General features: G+C 58.0%; 25 protein-coding genes. 11 read left to right on the forward strand and 14 right to left on the reverse strand.

What is annotated here, in order from left to right; genetic code table 11:
* The first annotated feature begins 1 nt into the window (after nt 1).
* Together GSQ93_RS29025 and GSQ93_RS29030 are read left to right on the forward strand one after the other, a co-directional pair.
* Complete coding sequence (locus tag GSQ93_RS29025) at nt 2-910, forward strand: LysR family transcriptional regulator (RefSeq protein ID WP_158939105.1); 909 nt, start codon at nt 2-4, stop codon at nt 908-910.
* Between the two features lie 125 nt (nt 911-1,035).
* On the forward strand, nt 1,036-1,401 hold the full coding sequence (locus tag GSQ93_RS29030; protein WP_158939106.1) for a VOC family protein: 366 nt from the start codon (nt 1,036-1,038) through the stop codon (nt 1,399-1,401).
* Nucleotides 1,402-1,425: 24 nt separating this feature from the next.
* Here the strand turns inward: GSQ93_RS29030 and GSQ93_RS29035 are convergent, their stop codons facing one another.
* The 7 genes from GSQ93_RS29035 to GSQ93_RS29065 all read right to left on the reverse strand — a co-directional run bounded on the left by GSQ93_RS29035 (nt 1,426) and on the right by GSQ93_RS29065 (nt 9,768).
* Entirely contained in the window at nt 1,426-2,172 is a 747-nt protein-coding gene (locus GSQ93_RS29035) for a DUF4410 domain-containing protein (RefSeq protein WP_254074155.1), read from the reverse strand.
* A 376-nt stretch (nt 2,173-2,548) separates the two neighbouring features.
* Nucleotides 2,549-4,135, reverse strand: a complete 1,587-nt coding sequence (locus tag GSQ93_RS29040) for a carboxylesterase/lipase family protein (protein ID WP_158939108.1) — start codon at nt 4,133-4,135, stop codon at nt 2,549-2,551.
* A gap of 219 nt (nt 4,136-4,354) precedes the next feature.
* Nucleotides 4,355-5,467 (reverse strand): hypothetical protein, encoded by a 1,113-nt coding sequence (locus GSQ93_RS29045; protein ID WP_158939109.1) that lies wholly within the window; start codon nt 5,465-5,467, stop codon nt 4,355-4,357.
* On the reverse strand, nt 5,454-6,776 hold the full coding sequence (locus GSQ93_RS29050) for an MFS transporter (protein WP_158939110.1): 1,323 nt from the start codon (nt 6,774-6,776) through the stop codon (nt 5,454-5,456). Before GSQ93_RS29050 ends, GSQ93_RS29045 begins: the two co-directional genes overlap by 14 nt.
* A 92-nt stretch (nt 6,777-6,868) precedes the next feature.
* Nucleotides 6,869-8,020 carry a DUF5624 domain-containing protein gene (locus GSQ93_RS29055; RefSeq protein WP_158939111.1) on the reverse strand — a complete coding sequence of 384 codons (1,152 nt, stop codon included), beginning with the start codon at nt 8,018-8,020 and terminating at the stop codon, nt 6,869-6,871.
* A 24-nt stretch (nt 8,021-8,044) separates the two neighbouring features.
* Nucleotides 8,045-8,923 (reverse strand): amidohydrolase family protein, encoded by an 879-nt coding sequence (locus tag GSQ93_RS29060; protein ID WP_174254692.1) that lies wholly within the window; start codon nt 8,921-8,923, stop codon nt 8,045-8,047.
* A 62-nt stretch (nt 8,924-8,985) separates the two neighbouring features.
* A complete protein-coding gene (locus GSQ93_RS29065) occupies nt 8,986-9,768 on the reverse strand; it encodes an HpcH/HpaI aldolase/citrate lyase family protein (RefSeq protein ID WP_158939112.1) in 783 nt (260 codons plus the stop codon).
* 98 nt (nt 9,769-9,866) lie between these two features.
* Between GSQ93_RS29065 and GSQ93_RS29070 the strand changes: the two genes are divergently transcribed.
* The 4 genes from GSQ93_RS29070 to GSQ93_RS29085 all read left to right on the forward strand — a co-directional run bounded on the left by GSQ93_RS29070 (nt 9,867) and on the right by GSQ93_RS29085 (nt 13,381).
* Nucleotides 9,867-10,754 carry a LysR substrate-binding domain-containing protein gene (locus tag GSQ93_RS29070; protein ID WP_158939113.1) on the forward strand — a complete coding sequence of 296 codons (888 nt, stop codon included), beginning with the start codon at nt 9,867-9,869 and terminating at the stop codon, nt 10,752-10,754.
* Between the two features lie 30 nt (nt 10,755-10,784).
* Nucleotides 10,785-11,330 carry a nuclear transport factor 2 family protein gene (locus GSQ93_RS29075; RefSeq protein ID WP_254074116.1) on the forward strand — a complete coding sequence of 182 codons (546 nt, stop codon included), beginning with the start codon at nt 10,785-10,787 and terminating at the stop codon, nt 11,328-11,330.
* Between the two features lie 318 nt (nt 11,331-11,648).
* The gene (locus GSQ93_RS29080) at nt 11,649-12,371 is read left to right on the forward strand and encodes a hypothetical protein (RefSeq protein ID WP_158939114.1); all 723 of its coding nucleotides are present in this window, start codon (nt 11,649-11,651) and stop codon (nt 12,369-12,371) included.
* 362 nt (nt 12,372-12,733) lie between these two features.
* The gene (locus GSQ93_RS29085; protein WP_254074117.1) at nt 12,734-13,381 is read left to right on the forward strand and encodes a hypothetical protein; all 648 of its coding nucleotides are present in this window, start codon (nt 12,734-12,736) and stop codon (nt 13,379-13,381) included.
* 107 nt (nt 13,382-13,488) lie between these two features.
* On the opposite strand, the gene flhC is transcribed toward GSQ93_RS29085, so the two are convergent.
* Nucleotides 13,489-14,148: a flagellar transcriptional regulator FlhC gene (flhC, locus tag GSQ93_RS29090; RefSeq protein WP_158939115.1), complete on the reverse strand. Its 660-nt coding sequence runs from the start codon at nt 14,146-14,148 to the stop codon at nt 13,489-13,491.
* Nucleotides 14,149-14,944: 796 nt separating this feature from the next.
* Between flhC and GSQ93_RS29095 the strand changes: the two genes are divergently transcribed.
* Nucleotides 14,945-15,337: a hypothetical protein gene (locus GSQ93_RS29095; RefSeq protein WP_158939116.1), complete on the forward strand. Its 393-nt coding sequence runs from the start codon at nt 14,945-14,947 to the stop codon at nt 15,335-15,337.
* Nucleotides 15,338-15,510: 173 nt separating this feature from the next.
* Here the strand turns inward: GSQ93_RS29095 and GSQ93_RS29100 are convergent, their stop codons facing one another.
* The 4 genes from GSQ93_RS29100 to GSQ93_RS29115 all read right to left on the reverse strand — a co-directional run bounded on the left by GSQ93_RS29100 (nt 15,511) and on the right by GSQ93_RS29115 (nt 17,707).
* Nucleotides 15,511-16,182 carry a flagellar basal body L-ring protein FlgH gene (locus tag GSQ93_RS29100; protein WP_158939117.1) on the reverse strand — a complete coding sequence of 224 codons (672 nt, stop codon included), beginning with the start codon at nt 16,180-16,182 and terminating at the stop codon, nt 15,511-15,513.
* A 145-nt stretch (nt 16,183-16,327) separates the two neighbouring features.
* Entirely contained in the window at nt 16,328-16,474 is a 147-nt protein-coding gene (locus GSQ93_RS29105) for a DUF6726 family protein (RefSeq protein WP_367889794.1), read from the reverse strand.
* A gap of 70 nt (nt 16,475-16,544) precedes the next feature.
* Nucleotides 16,545-16,736 carry a hypothetical protein gene (locus tag GSQ93_RS29110; RefSeq protein ID WP_158939119.1) on the reverse strand — a complete coding sequence of 64 codons (192 nt, stop codon included), beginning with the start codon at nt 16,734-16,736 and terminating at the stop codon, nt 16,545-16,547.
* A 251-nt stretch (nt 16,737-16,987) separates the two neighbouring features.
* A complete protein-coding gene (locus GSQ93_RS29115) occupies nt 16,988-17,707 on the reverse strand; it encodes a hypothetical protein (RefSeq protein WP_216857695.1) in 720 nt (239 codons plus the stop codon).
* A gap of 460 nt (nt 17,708-18,167) precedes the next feature.
* Here GSQ93_RS29115 and GSQ93_RS29120 point away from each other — a divergent pair, with 460 nt between their 5' ends.
* A complete protein-coding gene (locus tag GSQ93_RS29120; RefSeq protein ID WP_158939122.1) occupies nt 18,168-18,428 on the forward strand; it encodes a hypothetical protein in 261 nt (86 codons plus the stop codon).
* 1,324 nt (nt 18,429-19,752) lie between these two features.
* On the opposite strand, the gene GSQ93_RS29125 is transcribed toward GSQ93_RS29120, so the two are convergent.
* The gene (locus tag GSQ93_RS29125) at nt 19,753-21,003 is read right to left on the reverse strand and encodes an HD-GYP domain-containing protein (protein WP_158939124.1); all 1,251 of its coding nucleotides are present in this window, start codon (nt 21,001-21,003) and stop codon (nt 19,753-19,755) included.
* 694 nt (nt 21,004-21,697) lie between these two features.
* Here GSQ93_RS29125 and GSQ93_RS29130 point away from each other — a divergent pair.
* Nucleotides 21,698-22,252 carry a lysozyme inhibitor LprI family protein gene (locus GSQ93_RS29130; protein WP_158939126.1) on the forward strand — a complete coding sequence of 185 codons (555 nt, stop codon included), beginning with the start codon at nt 21,698-21,700 and terminating at the stop codon, nt 22,250-22,252.
* 146 nt (nt 22,253-22,398) lie between these two features.
* Here the strand turns inward: GSQ93_RS29130 and GSQ93_RS29135 are convergent, their stop codons facing one another.
* The gene (locus tag GSQ93_RS29135; protein ID WP_158939838.1) at nt 22,399-22,869 is read right to left on the reverse strand and encodes a hypothetical protein; all 471 of its coding nucleotides are present in this window, start codon (nt 22,867-22,869) and stop codon (nt 22,399-22,401) included.
* 317 nt (nt 22,870-23,186) lie between these two features.
* Here GSQ93_RS29135 and GSQ93_RS29140 point away from each other — a divergent pair, with 317 nt between their 5' ends.
* Nucleotides 23,187-24,632 carry a nodulation protein NfeD gene (locus GSQ93_RS29140; RefSeq protein WP_158939128.1) on the forward strand — a complete coding sequence of 482 codons (1,446 nt, stop codon included), beginning with the start codon at nt 23,187-23,189 and terminating at the stop codon, nt 24,630-24,632.
* Complete coding sequence (locus GSQ93_RS29145) at nt 24,632-25,405, forward strand: slipin family protein (RefSeq protein WP_158939839.1); 774 nt, start codon at nt 24,632-24,634, stop codon at nt 25,403-25,405. The genes GSQ93_RS29140 and GSQ93_RS29145 overlap by 1 nt, the downstream gene beginning before the upstream one ends.
* Nucleotides 25,406-25,499 lie beyond the last annotated feature (94 nt).

Raw genomic sequence — 25,499 nt, forward strand, 5'->3', positions numbered from 1 at the left:
CATGACCTTTAGTCTTCAGCAACTTCATGCGTTCACGACCATTGTCGACAGCAGCAGCCTCGGCCGCGCGGCAGAGGTTCTCCATGTGACGCAGCCGGCCCTGAGCCGGACGATCAAGCGACTGGAGGAAGAGCTGGGCGCCCCTCTGTTCGAACGCCATTCAAAAGGCATGCAACTGACCGCGATCGGCGAGGCCCTGCTCCCGCACGCAACCCTGCTGCTGCACGAAGCCGACAATGCACGCGAAGAGATCGACGCAATTCGCGGCCTCGCGAAGGGCACGATCCGGGTAGGTGCCGTGGCGAGCATTGCAACCCTCGTGCTGCCCTTGGCGGTCAGCGGCGTGCTCGCTCGTTGGCCGAACTTGCGCGTGCAGATTATTGAGGGCGTGTGGGACCGGCTCGCCGACAGCTTGCTCAAGCAGGAGATCGACCTTGCGCTCAGCATGGCAGTGCCCGATACGGATGAGATTACAGCCATATCCGATTGCTGCTGGGAGGACACGAGCTACGTGGTTGCTGCGCTCGATCATCCGTTGCGTGCCAATCCGGCGCTATGCCTGGCCGATACGCTTGATCAGCAGTGGTGCGTCCCGCCTCGGGGCACCGGCCCGTTCGAGCACATGCAGCGAGTGTTCGCCGAGCATGGGCTACCCATGCCGGAGATCGCGGTCGAGACCCGCTCTATCACCGTTCTGAAGAGTCTTGTCACGCGTGCAGGTTTTTTGAGCTGGATGGCCTCGCCCATGTACGACACCGAAAGCGCGGCCGGCGTGTTCGATACCCTGCCCATCCCAGGACTCATCGCGCGCCGCACGCTAACGGCCTTCCGGCGACGCCAGGGCATTCTGCCGCGCCCTGCCGTCATGCTGCTGGAGCAATTACGGCAGTTAACCGCGACGGCTACATGAGCGCTTTAATCGTGCTTGATGCCACAGGTTTGTTCATGTTCCCGGGCGCCCCGCAGCTTGATAAGATTTCAACGCGATTTCGCTAACAACAGCAGCAACATCATCTTGGGGAGTGACGAATCATCATGGATCAGATCCTCGCTATTCGACCTTTCGTACCCGCGAAAGACTTCGACGCTTCGAAGCGTTTCTATCAGGCGTTGGGCTTCATGCTGACCCACGAGGACGAAAGCATCGCGATCTTAAAGCTGGGCAGTTTCAGCTTCATTCTCCAGAATTTCTACGCCAAGGAATTTGCCGAGAACTGCATGATTCAACTTCTCGTCCGGGATGTGGATTCGTGGTGGCAAAAGACGAAACCCGGAGCGCTTGTCGAGCAGTTTTCCGTAAATGCTCCTCGCGAACCGGCGCTGCAAAGCTGGGGCATGAAAGTCGGGTTCATCTTCGATCCTTCCGGCGTGCTTTGGCACGTGGCTGAAGTACCGTTCTGAACCCGCAGATTTGATCCCAGCTCGCTAGCCCTTGATCCGGTCAGGCGTCATCCAGCCCTCACTCACGCCGATCTGCGCAACCTGCTTCGCGACGGAATCGGCCAGCCGCTTCGCATCTGCCGACACCCCGGCATGTTTCGTCTCGGACACGGCATGCAGACCCACGCCTGCCACAGCCGATGTCGCAACATGTCCGGCAGCGGCACCAATGCCCGCTGTTTCCGCCACGCCAGGCGCCTTGCCGCTGTCCGCCTTGGCATCAAAACTCTGTACCAACCTCGGCCTTTCGCCCGCGGGTTGATACACGACCTGCACAGACGTGCCAACCTGGCTTTTCCCCGCACCCAGACCGACCAGCATCCGGCGGCGGCGATTCCCGGCATCGATTGTCTCGAAGCTACCCTGCACGATCAGGACGTTCCGGTCCGTAGGCGCAGGCGAATCTGCACGTACCGCGTGCAGGCCCATCGATTGCAGTTGCTTGACGATTTCATCGGCCACCTGCTCACGCACTTCGAGCGCATCGCCGGCTTGCTTCTTCATGGTCGACGCACCGTCGAATTGCGTCTTCACCTTCTGAAGCAAACCACCGTCGAGCTTCACCTGGTCCGGCGTGCTTTCAAACGCATAGACATAAATGGTTTCTGGCCGCACCTGCGCCGCCGCTGGAAAAGCACTCACGTTAGTGACGCCGCCAGCGCAGCCGGTCAGCAGAAAGGCACAAAAAGCCAAGGCGGACAGTACGCGAAATGCACTTCGTCCGGCCAACATCTTAAGAATATTCAGCATGTTCATCCTGTCATCGACACTGCTGTGTCTCGATTATTCAAACACATCGTCCGATGAGATAAACAAGTATGGATAGCTGATCATCGGCATTTTATGCAAGAGGAAAGCGCCTGACTGAATCTGCGCGTTCTGGCGTTCCTGCAACGAAACCGAGTATGAATGAATGACCGCGCAATCTCTATTCAACAATTATGTCGCGGGATGTCATGCGTGACGTGGAGTTCGTTTCATCAGATGATTGAGTAACGATGTACTTAGGACGGGCCAGTCGGTTTGGCTTGCCGCGCTCGTTATTTGTTGGCGAGCTAACACCTTCAATCTAAATAAAGGTGATAGCTCGCAAAGCGTCACGACCGCTTCACACGTGTTGCGATGGTGGTTGTGCAAACCAGTAGCCGCAATTGTGGGCGGTATACGCGTCATACGTGTTCGAAACCGGATATCCAAAATCGAGGATCCGGCGCGTCGCGGACGTATAAGCCGGCCAGCTTGCAACAGTACTGCCGGTAGTCGGATTGCCCGAGTGAGCGAACGCGGACAACGCCGCCGTCATCGCATCCGACAGCGTTGCCTGATTGGCAGTGGGTGTCGGAATCAATTGCCACCAGTAGTCGAGATCGGACGAATGGAAAGTGCCGTAGTTCAACGCGGTCGGCGGGAGAATGGAAGTCAGGCCGCCCACGTTGTACGGCGCCGGATCGGAAAAGCGGTACATGTACACCGCCGGCGAGTACTTGGCTAGATTGTCGCCATCCTGAAGGGCCGAGCAAACGAACCGGTAGTCGCCAAATGCCGCTGCCAGCGCCTGGCTCGGCGACGAATACTGACTGAGCGGATAAAGCACGGCCGTGCTGGCACTTGGGACGCCCAGGTATCCCGTGATGGTGTTCGTATAGTTTGCCGCCTGGACCGGATTGCCCTGGGCATCGAAAGCCGCCGCGACGAAAAACGTGCCTTCGTTCTGTGTAAAACCGGATATCAGCGGCACGCGATTGAATGTCCCCGCGGCAAACGCCTGAGACGTCGATGCAGGCAGCACCTTGCCGTCCACAATTGCGTACCATGCATTCGGATTGCCTTGCAATGTGGCCGAAGCGGGAAGCTGACGCAGGCAATCCGCGCTGGGTGTGGCGCCGCAGCCCCAGCCACTCGCGAGTGCCGCACTGCTGGTTTCTGCTTGGGTCAGCGTCGCTTGAACCTGGCTGAAATCGCCGCTTTGTGCGACAGCTTTCGCAAATAGTCCCGCCGACCCGGGCGATGCAAGTTGCACATAGACGGAATGTCCGCCCGCCGAATCGCCGAAGATGGTGACGTTCTTCGGATCGCCACCGAATGCAGCGATATTCTCCTGCACCCAGGTCAGTGCAGCGGTCTGGTCCATGACTCCGTAGTTGCCCGCGGCCCCGTTCGGGTCCTCGGCGGCAAGCACCGGATGCGCGAGAAAACCCAGTGCATTGAGACGGTAGTTAATCGTCACCACGATCGCATTTGCTTTGACAGCCAATGCTGAGCCGTCGGTGGCAATACCAGACCCGTTGATAAACCCGCCGCCGTGAATCCAGAACAGCACGGGCAGAGGAGTCGTTACCGTGGTTGGTCCCGGCACATAGATGTTCATGTAGAGGCAGTCCTCGCTACCTGCCGTAGCGGCGGCCGTGCCCTGCACGCATTCCGAGCCGGCATGCGACGCGTCATAGACGCCCGAGTAGGCCGCCGCTGCAACGGGCGCCTTCCAGCGGAGCGCGCCCACGGGCGGTGCTGTATACGGTAAGCCAAGGTACTCGTGCACACCGTTGACAGTGACGCCCTTTGCCTGACCCTGAGCAATCTTAACCAGATTCGGATCACTAACTGTGCTGCTGTCACTGCCGCCGCAACTCGCCACCATCAGCGGCAGGGTCGCAGCAATAGTCCATCCAATGGCTTTTTTCTGGTACTTTTTCATCGTCGTCTCCTGATTTTCGATTCAAAGCGCACGCGCCCTGATTCATTCCTGCCACGTCGCCTTATGGTGTTAGTTTTTTTAGGCAAAGCAACACCCCGCCCCTCCAAAAGGGAGCGCTTGACTGAGGATCATTGATTTCGCTTAGCGCGAGGGGGCGTTGGGGCGTTGGGGCGTTTTGTCTACACGGTTGCCCGACAGCATTGCGCGTCAGGTATTCGTTCAGCCATCGAATCTATAAAGCACGCTATCTACACGAAAGCGCACGTCCTCTGCCAGCGCGTTGCTGACGAGCAGATAGCGCTGACCTTCCGCCATAAAGGCCGCTGCGTCGGTGCCGCCCGAAGTGTGGAATTCATCGACCAGTTCGAAGCGGCCCTGTCTCCACAGGAATATTTGCGATTGCTGCTGCGTGTTCGGGGCGTGGGGGGTGCCGGTAATGAAACACACTCGCACGAGATAGCGGCCGTGCGCGCCGTCAACAAGGCACAACTCGCGCCCGCCTGCGCCGCCCAGCGACTGAACCGGATCGAACTGGATCCGAGCTGTGTCGAACTCGAACAAGCGCGTCTCTCCCATCAGGTTCGCGTGCACCATCCACAACGTATCCTGTTCTATGAAGAAACTGAACGCACGTCCACCGGGTTCGTCGAAACGTTGAACAACCTCAAAACCCTCGCCCTGCCAGCAATAAATGGAAGAGCCGCTGACATGATCCGCGTAGGCGAGATAGTGCTGGCCTCCGAACGTGACAAACGCCCAGTTGTATCCCCAGCGTCCATCGAGTGTCTGTAGCAATCCGAATTGTTTTCCATCCCATTCGAAAATACGGGATTCACGCGGATGGTCCGGCGTTACACCTTCGACCGTGACACCTTGAGCCAGCGCCAGGAAATGCCGGCTGCCGATAGAGAAAAAGTGCCATTGCTTGCCGGCGAACGTCGGGAAGCGTTGAAACGGCGTCCACTGGTTGTTGTCGCGTTCGTACAGGATCGCCTCGCTGTCGAGCATATAAGGGCCGCTGCCGGAGCGCACGCCTACTGTCACAAGAAAGCGCCGGCCATCGATCTCGAAGTACTCCGCATCCTCTCCGCCCGCTACCGCAAGTGCGTCGTGCTCGACGAGACGCCCCGCTTCCCAGGTATAGATCAACGCATCGACGTCGCTGTCGCCCACGTTCATTCCGGGCGCCTGCCCGGGAATGTCACGCGCCAGTTGAGGAATGACCGCGAAGAGACGCCCTTCAGTGTTGAATATCTCGACTGCGCGCGCACCGCTGGTCGCCAGCCTTTGCACCGGCGTAAGAAGCGATTTGAGCACCTCAATGTTTCCCATTGCTAACCTCCTGTCCTGTCATCGTGAACTTTGCAAACGGCTTACGGCGCAGCGTGCCGTCGTCGCGCGGGCGCCATAGATTGGCGAGCGTAATGCCAAGCGCCGCGAACAACGCCAGCAGCGCAGCGGCCAGGAAAAGATGACCCAGGGACATGTTTTGTGCCAGCAAGATGCCGCCGACCACGGGCCCGATGATCGACCCGGTACGTCCGATGGCCAGCGTCCAGCCCACGCCCGCTGCGCGTACGCCCGTTGGAAAGAGGCAGCTTGCAATCGCCGGAAAGGTCAACTGGCCGCCGACAATGCATGCGCCCACCATGAACAGCAAACCGAACGCCGCATTGCCGGCGCCGATCACCCGGCCAAGCGTGAAGACCATCACGGCGCCGGCAACAAACGCCACGGCCACCGCGACAAAAGGCGCTCCCCGCCTTACGATCAGCGAGATCAACAACGCCCCGACGATCGCACCCACGTTGATCACGACCGCGCCCAGTGCAGCGCGGTCGGGGGGCACGCCGTTCAGGTTGAGGATGGTTGGCATGAAGCTGACCAGGAAGCCCGACAGGATCATGCTGGCAAGCACACCGAACCAAAGCGCGAATGTCGCGGCGACGCGTCCTTCGGCGAACAGGTTGCCCACGAATCGGGCCATGAGGCCGTCCGCTAAACCGTCTCTTGCCTGCAGATCCGGTTTGATCGTTGCCTCGGCGGACGTCGCTGCTGGAATGATCAGTAGTACCGGGATGATTGCCGCGAGGGCGCACGATCCGCCCATGAGGAACACGAACGGCCAGCCGAATTTCATCATCAACGCGGCCGTGATCGCGCCGCCTACGACTGCACCGAGCGGGAAGCCGATGAACATCAGGATGACCAGCGACGAGCGGCGTTCCGACGAAGCGCTCTCGGCCGTGATCGCGGCGATAGGCGGAATCGCGCCGCCCATGCCGAGGCCGCCGAGAAACCGCAATGCAGCCAGCGCACCCGCCGAACTCGCAAACGCACAGGCCAGTGTGAAGCCGCCGGTCACGACCAAGGCAAGCACCAGCATTTTCCTGCGGCCGAAGCGATCGGCAAGCGGACCAATGATCAGCGAACCCAGCACCGTGCCGACAAAACCCGCGCCGAATACGCGCCCGAGCGATGCATGATCGATCTGCAACGATTTCGCCAGCAGCGGCGCGACGAATGACAGCATCAGCGTGTCGAATCCATCGATCATGGAGACCGCGAAGCAGACGAGCGTGATGCTGATGACCGAGCGGACAGACCGGCCTCCGGAGGGTGCTACTTCAAGATGATTCATGGTGTGACGTCTCCTTTGCGGGCTTTCTATACAAATCGGCATCACCGCCCTGCGATGCCAATGTCTTTTTACCTTCGGTTTCTGCTGCGGGACTACCGCGTCGACGGCCCCGGATACGTCACGTTCGTAAAGCCTGGAATTTCGACGCGCTCCGGATGGTTTCCGTTGGCCTGCAATTGATCGACAATATAGTCGGCTACGCAGTTCGACAACAGTTGCGACGGATCTTCCATGATGCGTCTGAGACGCGCGGTAGTGGCATCCCGGTCATTCACCGACGTGATCGGCGGCATGCACTCGGCGGCTGCCGGTTCAAAGCGATACCCCGGATGATCCGGAAACAACTCACGCGCCACATCGATGCTTGCCCGCGTGTTCTGCCACAACGTCCGATACATGTTTTCGAGCGCAACCAGACCTGCGGCGTCGGGTAATTCAGCCACAGAGAATGATGGTGCAAACGGGGCAACGAACACACGCTCCGGCGGCAACGCTCCTTCAGAAACACGCCAGATCAGATGGCACATGTTGTTGGTCGCCCAGGTCGCACCCGCCGTCGGGCGGCCCGACCTGCCACTGACCAGCACCATCAGGCGAGCCCAGTCGAGTTCCTGTGCACGCAGCCAGTTGCCGATCCGATACACAATATCGAGGAACGCGAGACCGAAGGTCGCGAACATCACGTCATTCATGGGCACCGGAACCGCATCGGAATCGAGCGGTGCGAAATAGTTGTCACGCAAAGAGTTGAAGCTCATCAACGTGGGATCGTCTGCTGCGCGCTCAAGTAAAGCGATTGTGGTGGTGCACGTATAGTCGACGAGATTCGCCAGCTTGGGACCGAAGCCCGTCAGACTCTGGACAGCGATCTCGTCGCGCCATAGCGCCGGCGAATTGGCCTCGCGCGTAGTGCGCGCATGGACCATCAACTTCGCTGCCTCGTGCTGCCAGGTGTTGTCGTGGGCGCCAAGTTCGCGCATCCGTGCGAGATAGGCAATGGCAAGCGGCAGGTGCGACACAGCGGTGAGTTCAATGAAGCCGCGTGTCGATTTGCGAAAGCTCTCAATCGACGCGGGCCGTCCACCGCCCGGAAACAGCACGATATCCGAGCCGGTCGATACCAGCAGCGGCGCGTCCGCATCGCGCTGTGTCATCTGTTGCGTCAACTGATTGCCGATGCTGGCCGGGTCCGATGTAAACGCACGGAACAGCGCGGCAAAGGCGGGATGCGGTTGATAAGTCATCGCCTGAAAACTCCGTGATGCGGGTCAGTAATCGAACAGCCGAGCGGGGTTGTCGGAGAGAATCATCTGGTGAACTTTTGCGTCTTGCGTCCATACGCCAAGCAGATTGAGCAACTCACCCGTGTCGCGAGTCGAATCGGGAATGTGTGGCCAGTCAGAACCCCAGATCACCTTGTGCGGCGCCGCGTCAATTATCTTCTGCGCCATTGGCGCAACGGCATCGTACCCACGATGCTTGGCGATCCGGTATGGCGCGCTAAGCTTGAGCCAGCAGTTGCCGTCTTTGAGCAGGTTCAGCAGCCGCTCGAAATCCGCCGGTGTGAGACCGTCTTCTTCAAGCATGTACCCCATGTGATCGATCACGAAGTCCGATTGCACATCTGCCAGGAATGGAATGAGGTTGCGCACGACCCAGCCCGGGGCGTAGAACTGCACATGCCAGTTGAGACTCGTGCACAGCCGCGCCATGCGGGTGATGTACTGCTGAATCTCTTCGGTCGGTAACGCCGAGCGCGCAAACAGGTCGAGCCGCACGGCACGAACGCCTGCCTGATGGTAGCGATCAAGCGTGACTGCGTCGGTATCCTCTTCAATCATCACAACGCCTCGTGCAATCGGACCGGCTGCGTCCAACGTGTCGATCAGGCAGCGGTTATCGGTGCCGTAGAAACTCGGTTGCACGATCACGAACCGTTCGAGTTGAAGCACGTTCATCAACTGCAAGTAAGCGTCGAGCTTGCCGTCCGGCAAGGTGTAATGCGGATGCTCCACATGGGGGTAAAGCGCCTCCGGGCCGAACGCGTGCATGTGTGCGTCGCAAGCATGAGCGGGCATCGCGAAGGCGGGGCGTGACAGCGTGTCGAACGCACGCATCGGGGTGGATATCAGCGGAATGTCGGCCATGAAAGTAGGTCGTGAATGATCAGGTTAGTTGGACGTGGATGACGTCGAGGGCGCGGGTAGCATTAGAGAAATGCCGCGCGGCTGCTCTCTATTCGTTGCCGCAGTGCATTCAGGAACAGGTCCGTATCGATACCGGCAAAAATGAAGGGCGCGGCCCCTTCTTCCCTGAGACTCGTCAATGCTTCGCTATCCGGCATGCCTCCAACGATCGCGACCTTACCGCAACGCCGCGCGGCGGCAATCACGCTGCGGCACGCTTCCACTACCTCCGGATGCGTCGACTCGCCCGTGTGTCCCAGATCGGCGCTCAAGTCGTTGCAGCCGACCGCCAGTATGTCGACACCCTCGACCGCTGCAATCGCATCAGCCGCTTCCACACCCGCACGGCTCTCGATCAGCACCTTGATCGCGGTGGCGTCGTTGAGCGTTTGATTGAGTTCGCGGGCGTGCAGCTTTTCGAAATTCACATAGGGCAGCGTCGCGAGTTGCGAGCGCTGGCCAAGCGGCGGGAAACGCGTTGCCGTGACCACTTCTCTGGCTTGCGCAGCCGTCTCCACCCGAGCGACGATGATGCCGAGCGCTCCGCCGTCGAGCACACGATTGATCGTCCCGTAGTCACGCTCAGGGACCCGCACCCATGGCGTCAAGCCGAGATCGACCGCGCATGAGCACAACTGCGCGACCGTATCGACGGGCAGCGTGCTGTGTTCCATGTCGATCCATATGGTGTCGTAGCCGGTCGCTTTGGCCCAGCGCACCACGTCCGTGGTTCGCGACGCACGGATACCGAGCGCGTAGACAGGAAGGCCTGCCCGCAGGCGCTCAGTCAGTTCGATACCGTTCATGTTGTCTCCGTCTGTTATTTGGCTTCGGAACAAGTATCGCCTCAGAATCCATTCTGATTTATTCTTCAGAAAATCTAATTGATTCACAGAGACAATCAATGCACGTCAGGCACCTTGAGTATTTCGTCGTGCTCGCCGAGGAACTGCATTTCCGGCGCAGCGCGGAGCGGCTAGGTATTACGCAAGCCCCCTTGAGCCTCGCGATCCAGGCGCTCGAAACCGAACTTGGCGCGCGCCTCTTCCATCGGACAAGTCGCTCGGTAGCATTGACCGAGGCCGGGTTTTCCCTGATGAACGACGCGAAGCACATCCTCGCGCGCATCGACCTCGCCAAGGAAAATGTCTGGCAGACAGTTAGCGGACAGGTCGGCCGTTTGCGGCTAGGTTTTACGAATGCGTCATCGTTATCGCCCCTCTTTCCGCGATTGATCCACGCGTACCGTACACAGCGGCCGAACGTGCAGATCGGCCTGCATGAGTTATCTTCGTCGCAGCAGATTGAACAACTCGACGCTCGCGAACTCGATGTCGGACTCCTGCGGCTGCCGCTTTCCACGCCGCCGTCGAATCTGGTATTCACACCCTTGCTCGAAGAGCCGCTGCTGCTCGCGATGCATGCGGGGCATCCACTTGCCAAGGCCGCGTCCGTCAAGATCGCAGACCTGCGCGACGAGCCGTTTATCGCCTATCCGCGGCAAGCAGGCGTAGCCGTGCACGAGCAAACGGTCGCGTTATGCGCCAAGCGCGGCTTCGAACCTTATGTTGTCCAGGAAGCGCAACAGGCGTCCACGCTGATCGGTCTGACAGCAACCGGCCTGGGGATCGCGCTGGTGCCGGCCACGCTGAAGGCCATTGCCATACCGGGTGTTGTGTTCAGGGAACTCGACGACGACGATACCAAGACGACGCTTTATATCGCTCATCGTCACGGCGATGTGAACTCACGCGTTCAGCAGTTCGTGGAACTGGCGCTTGCGCTGAGATGACCGCTAAGGCTGGAAACCACGACTGATGCCATGCTGGCAATCTTCTACTCAACGGATTTTCATATGATCATCACGCCGCCCAAAATGCCCTTTCTTCGCCGTACACTCGCCGCTACTGCACTGCTTGCCATGGTCGCGAGCCATGCCGTCCGCGCGGAAGATAGCGCCATGCCGGCCAATACGCCAACGCGGAATGTCGCCCAGGAAGAAAGCAATCGCGCACTGGTCGTGCGCTTCTACGACACGGTATTCAATCAACACGATCTGAGTATTGCCAGCACCGTGCTTGCGCCGAATTACATTCAGCACAATCCGCATGTGCCAAGCGGATCAGCGCCATTTATCAGCTTCTTTACCGAGCGCTTCAAGGCAAACCCCGAGGCCCACTCCACGATCGTGCACAGCGCGGCCGATGGTGATCTGGTGTTTCTGCATGTTCATTCGACTAGCAACCCGCAGGATCGCGGCAACGCCATTGTCGATATCTTCCGCGTCGATCACGGCACGATTGCCGAACATTGGGATGTGATCCAACCGGTGCCCGAGCACGCGGCTAACGACAACACCATGTTCTAACTCTGCATCGCCCGTTTTTCCATTGCCTAAGCCCGCAGGATCTCTAGCTAAAAATTGGTAAGCAGCGGAAACAGCTCGTAAGCACTGCGGGAAACCGCGCACTCCTTCTTACATCGCACGCCCACACCCGGTGCGATGATTCGACACGTAATACGCTTTGCCGCGCATCGATCACCCGCAAGCTTGGGGCTTCAATGCGCGGTGTCGAATAGATGCTCGGAATCAATGAGCTAAGCGAGGCTTATCATGACCCATCACGGCAATCCAGAAACCGCAGGCACGGCATTCGCCATGCGTACGTTGGCGATCAACTGAGCCATGAAACCCCATCTCTTTGCCTGCGCACTTGCGCTCGCTACCGGAGTGCTGTCGCTTACTCCGTTCATCACCGTGCACGCGGACCCGGTCACGCGCGATGCGGGCGGATCCAAGAGCAAAACCGTTGATCAGAGAAGCCATACTCAAGGTACGCCCTTCGAGTTTCGCGGAATCCCTCTCGGCATAACGCTCGATCAATTCCAGGCAGGCGCGACCGTGAGGGCAACGCCGATCGACAGCGTACCGGTGTGCGAGACCGATGTGATCGCCGGCTCCCTCGGCATGAGCCTGAAGACGCGCGAAAGCCTGACAGTTGCTTGTCGCTGGGCGCATCAACAAGCCAACGGCTGGGCGATATCGCGCGCGGTGGTCGACGGCGTGCCGGCGCAGGACCACATGCTGCGCTTCGCGCGGGTCGGCGGACAAACCACCTTCAGATTGTATGAAATGTCGTTCGTCATAGACGAAGGCACTGCGGCCGATCTGCGCCACGCTCTTGCGGACCGCTATGGCGCGCCACGGGCTGGCGCTCATACATCTACCTCAACCTCTGCAAGCAGTGCGCTACCGGTCTACGAATGGGAAAACGCGGTGAGCTCGATCACTTTGCGTTTCTTGCCGGCTACGCGTAACGCCACGCTCGTTTACCTGCTGAAAGCGCCCGACGCCTGGGTAAAATCGGTCGTGCAGCAATGGAAGACCAGTAGCGTTGATGCGAGCTAACGTACGTTAGAAAGGACCGCTTCCACGCAAGCCGCATGACGTTTCGACCGATACGGAAAGGTTGAGAAAGGCCTTACGGGAGCCATCTGTTGCTTGCCGTTTCACCGCTTTCTGAAGTACGCGACCATCGAGTTGCGGCCACATGATCCATTGCTTTCCAACAATCGGATCGCAGGCAGCGCCCAGCTCATCCTCGGAAATCAATCATGCAAGTCAACGGGAATATCACTCGTCGTTATCGCGGTCATTTCATTGTCAAGAGGGTGTCTAGTCGAATCAGCTTTACTGCAGGCGGGCAAGGTTCAGGCGAATTGCGCCTGTTTGCGACCCGCTGAAGAACGCAAAACAGGAGTGGCGGCGTCATGGTTAGCTTGATCGAATACAGGACCGAATATGGTTCGGCCAATATCGAACCCGCCGTTCGCCTGGGCATGACGAACATCGCCAAACCAATGGGGCGCCTCGCCTGCCGGGTTAAAAGATCTCTGCGCAATGCTTCGCTCATCTGCGCCGCGCTCAGCCCATGCTTGTTATCCGGCTGCGCATTTACCGTGATATCCGCCGTCGATGCAGCCGGGTCGGTCGTACAAGCCGGTTTGAGTATTGCGTCCAACCACTCGTCACCTACTGTCGTTAATGGCGATCAGGCATCCCTTCATGCGGTTTGCATCGAGTGGAATTCCATGGTTCCCGTTGGCGACTTTGTTCCGGCATTGCAATACGCGTTGCATAAACGCGGGGTGGAGTCGACCGTCTATGCGCCAGGGACCTCATCGCCCAGTTGCGAGGCGACACTCGTGTACAGCGCGGCCACGGATTGGGGGCATAGGACATTCACCGACGGGTACACCCAGTACCTTTCTGCCATCAACCTCACGTTGATTCAGCACGGAAAGATCGTGGTCGCTGCCAGCTACGCGACGAGCGGCGCCAAGCTGGACCGCTTCGCGAGCACGGCGACCAAGGTTACGGCGCTTATCGACAGGATGGTGGTTGCAACGTCGGATTGATTGAAGCAAGAAGTGCCAGTGCGGCCAGGAAGGCCGCGACATTATCGCTAGTCCCGCGATAATGTCGCGGGACTAGCAGACTTTAAAGCGTGCTCAAGTACCCTGCCTCATGCAGCTTGCGCGCAGGACGCTTCGTGCTGGGCCGGCACCACGTCAGCGCTAACAGATAAAGTCGAGTTCGACTCCGCCATAGCCGTGATCTGTACAGGGCTGCATTCACTCACGGCTTCGTCTTCCGTGACCCGCGAGACCCCCTTGGCACTCTTGCCCGCCCGCGACGGCGGCTGGCAACTTCCGCACACCGCGCCGTGCTCCGCGTCTTGCTTGCGCGTGACGAATTTTCCCGTGCAGGTGCAGCATCGGGTCAACTGCAGGATGCCGGCGTCAAAGAAACGCACGAGCGTCCAGGCCCGCGTAAAGCTCAACATGATGTAGCTGTCGTGACGCTCGCAATGCTCGAGATAAAGCTTATAGCCCTTTGTCAAAGCATCGAAATGCGAACAGCCCGCGAGATCCTTCAGGAATCTATAAATGTTATAGAAGAGCGATGCGTGAATATTCGGTGCCCATGTCAGGAACCAGTCGACCGAGAACGGCAACATGCCCTTCGGCGGAGACACGCCCTTTACCTCCTGATAAAGGCGAATCATGCGGTCGCGAGAAAGGTTGACCTCACTTTCCAGCACTTGGATACGTGCACCGAGTTCGATCAGGATGGCCGCCCGCATCACGTCCTGAGCGTCTTCAGCAATGCTTTTCTTCGCCATTAGCGTAGTCCTCTTCTTATGCAAACTGCTCGACTGCGGCATCGGCCAGCGTTCTAGCGCTGACCCAGGGATTCAAGCCCGGGAACCGCGCACTCGCAAGAACGCCTCAGTACTCCGTATCTGCGCCTTAGCCGGATTGCGCGTCATCAGGGTGCTGGCGACATCGACTACCCGATCTTCAGGCACCCGAAGTCCAAGGAGGAAAAACATAAGCAGAACCCCGGACATAAAACCTACCGCACCACCGATTAGCAACATGCTCCCTCCGCGAATTCTACAGGCCTTAAAAAAATATCGTCGATGAATTGATCACTTGATCGTTTGACGAAGACGTTAGGAGTAGCGTCGCATTGTATGGTTAACGACCTGCCCTGAATCAAATGATCCTCCTTTCCTCTCAAGTAAATTGCGTGGAAAAGACAAGGTTTTGTCCTAAGGCTTACGGAATATTTCCTTTAATTGCCTGTCATTTCGAATACGTGTGCGCTTACTTTTCTTGCTTGGATAAATGTAGCGAAATTATTTATAAGATTCAGAAAGGACTTGGTGATCGAGCATGTTGCTCGGCGTTTCAGCGCTAGCGAAAGTGCGCAATCATAAGCTTGCGAACTGACGAAGCAATGCGGGAAGTGACTGGATCACACCCATGCCTACCTACTCTTTTTCTTGCACCCGAGAGAACGATCAGCCGTATTGAGCCGTATTGAGCCGTATTGCCACGTTTGTCACCTGTCGACGGTGAGGTGTGTTGTCATTTTTTACTCGACTTCCGCTTAGGAAGTCCTACTCGATAATCATGAAACAACTTACCCAATCTCTCTTTCTCGCAAGCGTCCTGGCGACCAGTGCCGGCAGTGCGTTTGCCCAAAGCACTTCGCCGTCCGAGCTGGATGGCGGCCGCGTTGGCCGCGAAGGTTTCGGACCGAGCTTTGTGGTAATTAATGCGGTAGTTAATGATCTACAGCATTTGCAAAGGCTATATGACCTGAACGGCCGCGAAAGCGAGATGAGGGATATCTACCACGATGTCCTGCTCAAGACGCAGGTCCCGGTTATCCGTCAATACGTCTACGAAGCACTCGCGCGCAATCTACTCCGCCCGACCAACGTCGATCAGGCGATTATGACTATTCACACGAGTCTGGATGAAGATCTGGGCACGCTGGCGAAACATCCGCCCGCTCCGTGAAGAGTGCGCCCGCCGAGCGGGCGCTGAAGTGTCGAACCGGGGAAAGGTAGCTCACGGTCTGGCGTTCCCTGCGAAATGATCTGAGGAAATCCACCGGCTCAATCCGGTCACGGATGATCCCGATGCGCTCCGTATTAACTGGCTAGCAGAAACCCAGCGCTAAGCGCTCGGAATTAGAACGTCAGCACGCTAAGAAACATTCGCTGCAGCCAGCCCACTGTTGTTGCGTCGGCGAGCATGCCGACACCTGCCTGCTCAATACGCGCGTTGGCCACTTTGCTGGACGATACGTAGTTCCCCACCTCGATGTCTTTGGGATTCACAATGCCCGATAACCGCAGGCGATCGCGGTTCTGATTCATTGCAATGATCTTGTCCCCAGCAACTACCAGATTCCCGGTCGGCAACGTGGCGATCACCGACACCGCCAGCGTCCCCGTCATCCCGGTCGTGTTCGTCACCGCCCCTTGCCCTTTGAACGTCGTGCTTGCTGACCCAATGTTAAACAGTTTGGCCAGCCGTGCCGCTGCGCCGCTAGACTTATCGGCAGCTTCAGCGCTGATGTCGCTCGCACGATTAGCTGACGCATCGCCGCTGTTATTGGCCGAGTAGGACTCCGAGAGACGAATTGTCAATACATCCCCCACGTGTTGCGCGTGAGGCGTTTCGTACAAAGCCAGTGTATTGCCACCCTGGTAGATCGCCCCGCCGGTTTCAATATTCAACGGACTTGAGACTACGACCGGCGCGAACGTCGGCATATCGACGATAGAATTCGAGCCGCCTGAGCATCCAGCTAACGACGCCATACCGCCAGCCAGGATCACAAACTTTAACGAGTTCATGTTTTTAATGGTTCGCCAGATTAAGGTTCTTGACCACGCGCGGCACGACGAAACAATGGCCAGTGTCTGGATTGATCACTTGCCGCTAAGCCCTAAGCCGTGCTCGCCCGCCCGCTTGTCATGTCGAGCGGTGAGTCGGTCTTTGTCAATCGATTGCGTCGGCGCATGTATCAAATGGCGCGGCAGCCGCATGACCGACGCCCGGCACAACCTTGAGCGTGGCAGCCACCAGGCGGCACGGCAATGCGGCCACTGCGCAACCGTCCATCGGCAATATGACCACGCTCGCCATCAGGCATGCCAACAATCGCGCATAGCGTTTGTAGAACTGCAAATTGAACATATATGAGGCCGCTAACCTTTCAGACGCTGGTGTTGATGCGTGTACCCACCAAGCCGTTCGACGGCAGTGTTGGGGGAGTCGTTTGTTCGATCGGCAGCGACGGCGCATCGGTTTTAGCGCTGTTGCCGGTTGCGCTGCCTGCGCTCCCGCCGGTCGGGCGCATAGGTGTCGGCGCAATACGTTCTGCAGGGCTATAGCTGTTAACATTCATGATCAGGCTCGCTTTCAATAAAGATGAAGGGATCGGGGCAGCGTTAAGGTAGCCCTAAGGCAGACTTGAACGCATGCCAGGTCGCTAGAACTCTCTTTCGACAATGAATGATCACGCTTAACCGCTAGTGTTGATTAACGAAAGATCAACGCTTTTTCTCGACTCCTTACCAGCACTTACCGCAATGTCTCAGCCGTGCTAAATGCGCGCATCCGGCCTGCGCTGTCGATGATCACTCGGTACCGGGAAGCCTAGACCTTCACGTCCACAACCAGTCCGATCGGATTCCATCGAATGCCCTTGGTCTCTTCGCTCAAACCATCCAGAACATCCGCTAACGACACCGCCCCCGCATTGCCGTCTGGTGCTGCATAGGATTGCAATGCGTTGTCGAGCGTGCTGACGGCTCCGGCAATTGTGGTGCTGTCGTTCGCACGATCATCACTGTCGGACGTGAAGCCAACGGGGTCGTCGAGTTGCCAGTCCCAGCCATCGGTTGGACTGTCGGATTCCACGGAGGTAGAACGGACAGTCTTCGCAAGCTCTTCTATGGAGGAGCCGAGATCGACATAGGCTGATGTCACCTGATCCGTCGATGCAGCATCGCCCTCTTGTTGACCGGGCACATTGAGGCCGTGCTGCAAGACAAGCGCCTGGTACAGCGCCACCAGAAATTGCTTGCCTGCGCTTTTGTTGGCCTCCCCGCGTGTTTGGGAGTCGGCGGTAGTGCCGGCACTGCCCGAAAAGGAATCAGCGTCCGGGGAGCCGTTGCTGACCGACGATAACCCGCCTGGGTCGAGCCCCATGCGTTGCAACGTAAGCTTGAGCGCCTCCATCAAGGCATCTCCGCTTCCCGACGATGTCGCCGACGGCCGCTCAGGAAGCGCGCTGCTGGGCACGCTGGACGATGGTTTGGGCGTGCTGTTGGGAAAATCCGAAGATGAAATTGACATGCTGGGATCGAGTGCCATGGTGTCTCTCGGTTAATTGTTCCGTGATGCCGAATCGGTTTCCTGGAACAGATTCGCAGTGCTGCGTATGATTGAGCGGCGAGTGCACGGGTTCATTCGCCCAGACGTCATATCGACCCGGCAAGCAGGAATCTGTAGTGTTGGGAAGGCGGGGTAAGAAGCCGAGGCTGACTAGCTTTCCAGCGGTCTTACGGACTAAGCGATACCGGTCCAACAATGAAAGATCCGGTAATGCAGTCGTCACCCTCCGCTTAGACACGGGCTTGCAACCAGTGTAATTTTTATACTTTATTGCTAGCGTTGAATGCAAACAATTCGACCAGACGATCCGCGAATGAATGGCTTGTCTTCTAAAGCAAGTCGCGTCGTCTAGCCGATTCTCTTACCGGGTCTTTCGTAACCTAAGGTTGTTCGCACCGCTGACGTTATCACTAAGTATTGAACGTACTTGGAGGATGAAATGAATTTTTCGACTATCGGCGAGATTGCTTGCAAAGTGCGCATCAACCCCATCATGCTTGTTAGCGGTCAAGGGGTAGCAAGCCGTGCAATTCGGTATCGCGGCAAACACACGCTGCGTGCCGTGTTGGGATTTCTGGATAGTCAGCGCGAGGTTCGCGCACTGGTCTTCAGCCACACCTCCGACGGAGAAATGTTATGGGTCGACATCCAGACCGGGGAGTCTAGAAGCTTTGAGGAGTGGCGATTCGAAGCGGCGTGATCGATACATCAAGAGGTTTCCTCTTGACGGCTTCGCCGTGATCAGCGGGCATGGCATTCAGGTAATAAACACAATCCGGTCTCCCACCGTCGAACCGCATTCCACGAAATACGAAGTACGGGCGGCCCTTACGTCGAGGAGAACACGTTCGACGCCCTCAATCCCGGGACTTTCATGCAAATGTGTTTTAACAATGACGTTCGAGCTTGGCTTGGCTAATGCGTCAAGCCGGACTTCCACGAGATACCTGATGGCGTCTCGTTGGTTCATAAAATACAGAATCATTAACAACGTGTCCTTACCGCAATTAAAGCGGCGCTGATCGACACTACTTTCCATCGGCCCCGCAAGTGGAACGAGACTCGAGAAATGCAGGCCGATGCTGGCGCTCTGTTACCGGGCGGAGACTTCGCCCGACATGACGTCGATCCAGACAGGGCCCTCTTCAGCTTGGTGGCTATAGACAAGCGCCCGTACCTGCGGTCCCGCTATTCTTAGGAAGCGCAGTACGTCGCCCCTACGTTGCTTGCCGCGATAAGGGACTCGACACACCCTTTGATCGCATTCCATGAGCAATACAACGTCGTTACGCTTAAGAAGCCGCTCGATCATTGCTTCGCTCAACCCCGGCGAAAGTTCGGCTGTCATTGTTCGCTGCATGACCGGCCTACCGCCGTGTTCCTCCAGCGAGCCAACCGGTTCAGGTGGAGGAAGTAAGCCAGTCACCTTCCCTAGCGATTGATTCGCGTGCAGGGCGTTATGCCGCGCGGTTGGTGCGTTCTGGCGAAGAACGTCACCAACACTCATGCGCTTCGTGGCGCGAGTCATTTACATCCGACCGCACAGACGATGGCCGATACGCCCGCCACGGCACCAACGATTCCGCCAAGGGCAAATGTTTCTATCGAACTGGCGCAAGCTTGGAGATTGAGGATGCAAAAGAGCATCGCGATGAAAATGCAGCGCCGCAAGATTTTTCTCCCTCAACAGTCGTTGCCGCTATTTGGACCGGCCAGAACCCCAAGGCCCCTCACGCAGCTTCGCGTCATGGACCTGACGTGCGTGTGAAGAAGTCAACGAGAGAAGACTCCATGAACGCATAGAGAGATTAGAGCGCTTTGAAGAGAGGCATTTCGGCAATTACGGGCGGTAGATGCCATCTGCTTACCGGGCATTACCTGGAGGGGAAGTGCGAGTGCAGCACGGCCGCTGGCGCTCGTCTCGCGCCACGCCCGGTCAATCTGTAGTGCGTGATTCAGCGCCTGATGGGAAGAAATTTCGGCGGAACGCAATCGAACAGAAACGACTTTTCACCGCGCCCGGCCTACGCAAAGGGTGCGATCTGATTTAACCAAAGGTCGTTTAGTTGTGGAAGGTTCCACTGTTTGGGGTCTTCAATCGCCACGATCCGGTCGGCGCCCTTTGATTTCTTCAGGTCTACTATCTGAGGGAAGACCGGTTGATTCGACTTGCATGAGAAGAATGTCTTGACGGTCGGCGCGAGCATAGACCCGCTGCCCTGATCGAGCACAACAGCAAGAAAACCAGATTCCAGGCGGACCAGCGAGCCCACCGGGTAGATCCCCACCGTGCTGATGAAGGCCGCGAGAATGGTCTTGTCGAACTGCCCGTCCCAAGACGTCATGCTGCGAAGCGCCTGAGTCGGATGCCAGGACGATTTGTACGGCCGCTCGGAGGTGACGGCGTCGTACACGTCGCAGACCGCACCCATCCGGGCAAGCAGGGGAATATCTTTGTCCTTGAGCCCATGCGGATACCCATGGCCGTTGACCTTCTCGTGATGGTGCAGCGCGACCTCCAGCACCCCGATGCTGACATCGGCTGACTGGAGCATGTTCCAGCCATCGAAAGAGTGTTTCTTGGCGACCTCGAACTCTTCCACACTCAGCTTTCCGGGCTTGTTCAGCACGGCGAGCGGCATGAGCGCCTTGCCGAGGTCATGCAGCAAACCGGCCACGCCAGCCTCCAGCACACCTTGCTCGTCAAGTTCGAGTTCGCGTGCCAGCGCGGTCATCAGCGCACACACGGCAACGGAATGCATATACGTGTAGCCGTCGTGGTGTTTCAGGCGCGCCACGCTGGTCAATGCGTACGGGTTGCGCATAACGGACGCGGCAATGCTCTGCACCAGAGGCATCATGCTGGCGCCCGATACGGCACGTCCCATGCGGGCTTGCTGGAACACCCCCTTCATCTCATTGGAGGCCGATTCGAACAGGCGCTTTGCGTGTTCGATTTCCTCACCTACGGGTCGTCGCGGCAGCCGCGTGCGTGCCGTCGCTTCCCCGGCGAGAAGTTGACTGTCTCCCGCCTGCGCGGCGGAGCTGCCTGCGTCAAACGGGTCGACAGGTTCGCCTAGGTTGTCGTCAGAGCCGGACAGACCTCGATCCGTATCGATCACAATGGACGTAATTCCACTCGCGACGATCTTTTCGATATCGACAGCGGTGAGCAAAAACGAGCTCTTCCAGAATGGGTGATCAAGCCAGCGCCGATCCAGACTGTGCAGGAACATGCCAGGACGCAATGAAGAGGCTACGACCGTTTTCAACATAAACCAACTCCGATGAGCCATGTTTTGGAACTAGCGAGGGGAGAAGCCACACCGTCAGCTTCGGCCTACACTTACGCGCTCCACCAATGCACTGATCAGATCCTGCATTTCTTTCATCCGGTACCTTGCCTACCCGGGCATGCGGCTTAGGCCGTCAAACTCAATCCGGGGCATTGGCCTTGAGCGCCGTACCCTCGATGATAAAGACAATCTGCGTGACTCGCTCCACGCTAGCAAGCCCTTGATGTGATCATTAGCGCCAGGGCTCGTCCCAAACGCCGGATAATTCGCCAAGCTTTTCTTTCGACATCGAATGATCTCGCGTAATGGTCCGTGATCATTGGAGAAAGACCGCAATATTTTCCAGACTCCTTACACCAACTTACTGTGCATTGAATGGGATGACCCCGAATTCCGACGCAAAGCTAGCAGTCGGGCGATACCGTAAGCCTTAAGTAAAGTATTCAAACCGCATCGGTCGTGCCCGTCCTTACCTGCCCGCCTACTATCACTAGCGTACCTCACGCCGCTTGAAAAAAATCCGCTGGTCAGCTGTTTACGTGCTCTTTGAATAACAGACTGATCAATGGGAAATATTTAGTAAGCACAGACCGAACCCCAGTTCTTTTCTCTGCATTCCAAGCATCGAATCCAGCCGAGTATGGGTGAAAGACCCCTTCTTCCAGCGATAACGATGCCCCTCTTCAAGACCACTCTGATCTCCATGATTCTATTAGGCAGCCCGCTCGTGGCCCACGCCACCAGCTTCGATTGCAACCTTGGGCACTCAGCGACTGAAAAGCTGATTTGCCACAACGAGGATTTATCGAAGCTCGACGACGAACTCGGAAAGTTGTATTGGAAAGCGCGCCGCGCAGTTGCGGATAAACGTTCATTCCGCGCGGACAGCGATGCCAAATGGACTTGGCGAGAAACGCATTGCACGGATGAAACGTGCCTCACGACCTGGTATTCGGGGCGTATCGAAGAACTTCAGCAAATGGTCGACGACCTGCAATCCATCTCGAAGGCCTCGCCTGTTCGCACGGCCTCTGAGCGTGCGTTGCCGGAGCCCACGATTGCCATCGGTCGATGCACTGTTGCCGAGCCCGGCATGATTTCACTGGATAACTGCAGGTCGCTGATTAAATCCAATATGCATTGGAAATACGACCCGCACGGAGGCGACTGGTTCTGCGGAGTCGCCGTGCTGGATGAATCGAAATTGCCTACGGTCGCCCTGCAGTGAGCGAGCGGATCAACAGGGTCGAAGCGGGTCGGGCTGCAACCCGGCAAGAGGCGACGGGGTCATTCGAAGGCCGCGTTATCAGCGAATATGTTATTTAAAAATTTCAATAATCCGGCTGCTCAAGCCAACTTAAGCCGAGCCTCGACTTAGCGCCGACCCGTTCCCCAGAACGAGTGCATGCCACCTCCAAACCGCGATGGTGCGCCATGAAAACCGGAACCCATCGGCGCGCCAACGTGCATGTGACCCATCTGATGAAAATGGTCGAAATGCGAATGGTGATGAAAGCGATCGACGAAAATAAAGCTCACGCCCGCACCAATGAAAAGCGGCGGCCCCCAATACCATGGATCGGGATACGGGTAGTACGCGACCGGGTACACAAGCATGCTGCCGTCAGGGCTCTCCACGATCTGCCAGGTTCCATCGCTTTGCAGACACGCCCGTCCCACGACTTGCTGCGTCGATCCATCAACATCCGCTTGTCCCGCTACGGCGCGGCAATTGGCCCCGGATTCAACATCTGCACCGCCTGCATCGTCGTACGTTTGTGCAAGCGCGGGCGCAGCAAAACCCAGCGCGGCAAGCATTATTCCCAACCGGACTATCTGGCGCATCATCGTCTCCTGCAAGGACCCGGACGCATCGGGGTCTGTTGACATTTCACCGTGCTCGCGCCGAGTGAGGCGCGGCATAGGGATTAAACGATCGACACCGTGAAAATATTCCGGCACCGCACGCAGCAAGAAACAATCGAGCGGCAGTAAGCGAAGCCTTTGGTTGCATCTGTTACCGCTAAGCGGCCGGTGCGGCTTTATCGTGGAAATCCTTAGGGTGGACACGTTTGGTATGTGCTTAATTTGGCATAAGCTTAATAACAGGCAACCTTGGTTGAGCCGGCGTCACCCTGTGTGCGGACGCGGCTCTTATCGTGATGGAACGCTATCCGTCTCGCTTGTTTCACCCGGATACCGTGCGCGCGCTTTCCGGCGCAGCGGGCTTACTGTTGCGCAAAGCGGTAGCCCTATTCGCAGGGCTGCTCCTCTGCAGCGCCGCAGCCGCAAGCCCGGTTGTCGTGGTCATTCCGCTTAACGGCGCTGTTGGTCCGGCTAGCGCCGACTTCGTCGTTCGCGCGCTTGCCCGTGCGGCTGAAGAACGTGCTCAATTGGCCGTGCTCGAGATCGATACCCCCGGCGGACTCGACCAGTCGATGCGCTCAATCATCAAGGCCCTCCTCGCTTCGCCCGTTCCCGTTGCTGCGTTCATTGCGCCGGGCGGCGCGCGGGCGGCCAGCGCGGGCACGTACATCGTCTATGCGAGCCACATAGCCGCCATGGCGCCGGGCACCAACCTCGGCGCCGCCACGCCGATTCGTATCGGCGCTGGCGGGTCCGCGGAGCCTGAGCCGGGACAGGCAAAGACAGACGCGGGTGCATCGGCATCCTCCGGTATGAACTCAGCATCTACCGAGACCACCAAGCAAGTCCAGGACGCAGCGGCCTATATACGTGGCCTCGCGCAACTGCGCGGCCGCAATGTGCAATGGGCCGAACGCGCGGTACGCGAAGCGGTCAGCCTGTCAGCAAGCGAAGCACTCGCGCAGAACGTGATCGACCTGAACGCGTCTGACGTACCCGACCTGCTCGCGAAGCTTGACGGCCGGCATGTGCACACGATCACAGGCGATCATGTCCTCGCGACATCCGGCGCGGTTGTCATGACGATCCAGCCCGACTGGCGCAGCCGCTTTCTCGCGACCATTACCGACCCAAGCGTAGCGCTCATTCTCATTACGATCGGCATGTACGGCCTCTTCTTCGAGTTCGCGAATCCTGGCCTTGCGTTGCCCGGTGTTGCAGGCGCAATCAGCCTGATGCTGGGTCTGTTCGCATTGCAATTACTGCCCGTCGACTTTGCCGGACTCGGCCTGATCCTGCTCGGCATAGCCTTTCTCGTTGCGGAGATTTTCCTGCCCACGTTCGGCACGCTCGGCTTCGGTGGCATTGTCGCGTTTGCAATGGGCGCGCTCATGCTGTTCCGTACCGATACCCCCGGCTATGGCATTCCCGTGGCACTCGTGGTCGGCCTGACCATTGCCACTGCGCTGTTCGTGTTCGTTGTGTCGAGCGTCGCGTTGCGGGCTCGCCGACGGCCGGTGGTAAGCGGCGCGGAAGCGATGCTCGGCATCATCGGCGAGATGCTGGAAGACGTGGCGCCAAGCGACAGCGGCTGGGCTCGCGTACACGGCGAACGATGGCGTGTGTCTTGCCACGAAGCGCCTGCACTGCTCGCACGCGGGGAGCGAGTGCGGGTTCTCGGGCGTCATGGCCTGATGCTTAGCGTGACGCGACTGGACGAAGTAAAACAAGGGGAAAAATGATGGTCGGATTCACGTTTGGCTTCAGCGGCGTCTTGCTGGCGCTGGTCATCCTTATCGTGTTCTCGTCAATCCGCATTTTTCGCGAATACGAGCGCGGTGTCGTCTTCATGCTCGGCCGCTTCTGGAAGGTCAAGGGCCCGGGCCTTGTCCTCATCATTCCGGCGGTGCAGCAAGTCGTGAGAATGGATCTGCGCACCGTCGTCTTCGACGTGCCGCCGCAAGACGTGATCACCCGCGACAACGTGTCGGTGAAGGTGAACGCGGTGGTCTACTTTCGTGTGGTCGATCCGGAGAAGGCTGTGATCCAGGTCGCCCGTTTCTTCGATGCAACCAGCCAGTTGTCGCAGACGACCTTGCGCGCGATCCTCGGCAAGCATGAACTCGACGAGCTGCTGGCAGAGCGCGAGCGCCTCAACATGGACATTCAAAAGGTGCTTGATGCGCAGACCGATGCATGGGGCATCAAGGTGTCGAATGTCGAGATCAAGGACGTCGACTTGAACGAGACCATGGTGCGCGCCATTGCCCGGCAAGCTGAAGCCGAGCGCGAGCGGCGCGCGAAGATCATCCATGCGGAGGGCGAACTGCAGGCATCGGAAAAACTGCTGCAGGCCGCGCAAATGCTCGCAAAAGCGCCGCAAGCCATGCAGCTGCGCTATCTGCAAACACTGACCACCATAGCCGGCGATAAAAATTCGACCATTGTTTTCCCGATGCCGATCGATCTGATCAGTTCACTTCTTGAACGGCTCAAGGGGCCGACGCAAAGCTGATCGTGATCAACAGGGACACGCGAGAGGCCTTATGGGAATCATGCGCAAACGACATTAATGAAAAAAATAAATGAATTTGACGCCTGATTCCTCA

The organism is Burkholderia sp. S171, assembly GCF_009766085.1.
GTDB lineage: Bacteria > Pseudomonadota > Gammaproteobacteria > Burkholderiales > Burkholderiaceae > Caballeronia.

Coding starts and splice junctions, on each gene's coding strand:
- GSQ93_RS29080 (WP_158939114.1), top strand. CDS start 11,649: ATGAAACCCCATCTCTTTGCCTGCGCACTTGCGCTCGCTACCGGAGTG.
- GSQ93_RS29065 (WP_158939112.1), bottom strand. CDS start 9,768: ATGAACGGTATCGAACTGACTGAGCGCCTGCGGGCAGGCCTTCCTGTC.
- GSQ93_RS29040 (WP_158939108.1), bottom strand. CDS start 4,135: ATGAAAAAGTACCAGAAAAAAGCCATTGGATGGACTATTGCTGCGACC.
- GSQ93_RS29075 (WP_254074116.1), top strand. CDS start 10,785: ATGCTGGCAATCTTCTACTCAACGGATTTTCATATGATCATCACGCCG.
- GSQ93_RS29085 (WP_254074117.1), top strand. CDS start 12,734: ATGGTTAGCTTGATCGAATACAGGACCGAATATGGTTCGGCCAATATC.
- GSQ93_RS29115 (WP_216857695.1), bottom strand. CDS start 17,707: ATGGCACTCGATCCCAGCATGTCAATTTCATCTTCGGATTTTCCCAAC.
- GSQ93_RS29025 (WP_158939105.1), top strand. CDS start 2: ATGACCTTTAGTCTTCAGCAACTTCATGCGTTCACGACCATTGTCGAC.
- GSQ93_RS29045 (WP_158939109.1), bottom strand. CDS start 5,467: ATGGGAAACATTGAGGTGCTCAAATCGCTTCTTACGCCGGTGCAAAGG.
- GSQ93_RS29050 (WP_158939110.1), bottom strand. CDS start 6,776: ATGAATCATCTTGAAGTAGCACCCTCCGGAGGCCGGTCTGTCCGCTCG.
- GSQ93_RS29055 (WP_158939111.1), bottom strand. CDS start 8,020: ATGACTTATCAACCGCATCCCGCCTTTGCCGCGCTGTTCCGTGCGTTT.
- GSQ93_RS29060 (WP_174254692.1), bottom strand. CDS start 8,923: ATGGCCGACATTCCGCTGATATCCACCCCGATGCGTGCGTTCGACACG.
- GSQ93_RS29070 (WP_158939113.1), top strand. CDS start 9,867: ATGCACGTCAGGCACCTTGAGTATTTCGTCGTGCTCGCCGAGGAACTG.
- GSQ93_RS29110 (WP_158939119.1), bottom strand. CDS start 16,736: ATGAATGTTAACAGCTATAGCCCTGCAGAACGTATTGCGCCGACACCT.
- GSQ93_RS29145 (WP_158939839.1), top strand. CDS start 24,632: ATGGTCGGATTCACGTTTGGCTTCAGCGGCGTCTTGCTGGCGCTGGTC.
- GSQ93_RS29130 (WP_158939126.1), top strand. CDS start 21,698: ATGCCCCTCTTCAAGACCACTCTGATCTCCATGATTCTATTAGGCAGC.
- GSQ93_RS29030 (WP_158939106.1), top strand. CDS start 1,036: ATGGATCAGATCCTCGCTATTCGACCTTTCGTACCCGCGAAAGACTTC.
- flhC (WP_158939115.1), bottom strand. CDS start 14,148: ATGGCGAAGAAAAGCATTGCTGAAGACGCTCAGGACGTGATGCGGGCG.
- GSQ93_RS29135 (WP_158939838.1), bottom strand. CDS start 22,869: ATGCGCCAGATAGTCCGGTTGGGAATAATGCTTGCCGCGCTGGGTTTT.
- GSQ93_RS29140 (WP_158939128.1), top strand. CDS start 23,187: ATGGAACGCTATCCGTCTCGCTTGTTTCACCCGGATACCGTGCGCGCG.
- GSQ93_RS29095 (WP_158939116.1), top strand. CDS start 14,945: ATGAAACAACTTACCCAATCTCTCTTTCTCGCAAGCGTCCTGGCGACC.
- GSQ93_RS29125 (WP_158939124.1), bottom strand. CDS start 21,003: ATGTTGAAAACGGTCGTAGCCTCTTCATTGCGTCCTGGCATGTTCCTG.
- GSQ93_RS29035 (WP_254074155.1), bottom strand. CDS start 2,172: ATGTTGGCCGGACGAAGTGCATTTCGCGTACTGTCCGCCTTGGCTTTT.
- GSQ93_RS29120 (WP_158939122.1), top strand. CDS start 18,168: ATGAATTTTTCGACTATCGGCGAGATTGCTTGCAAAGTGCGCATCAAC.
- GSQ93_RS29105 (WP_367889794.1), bottom strand. CDS start 16,474: ATGGCGAGCGTGGTCATATTGCCGATGGACGGTTGCGCAGTGGCCGCA.
- GSQ93_RS29100 (WP_158939117.1), bottom strand. CDS start 16,182: ATGAACTCGTTAAAGTTTGTGATCCTGGCTGGCGGTATGGCGTCGTTA.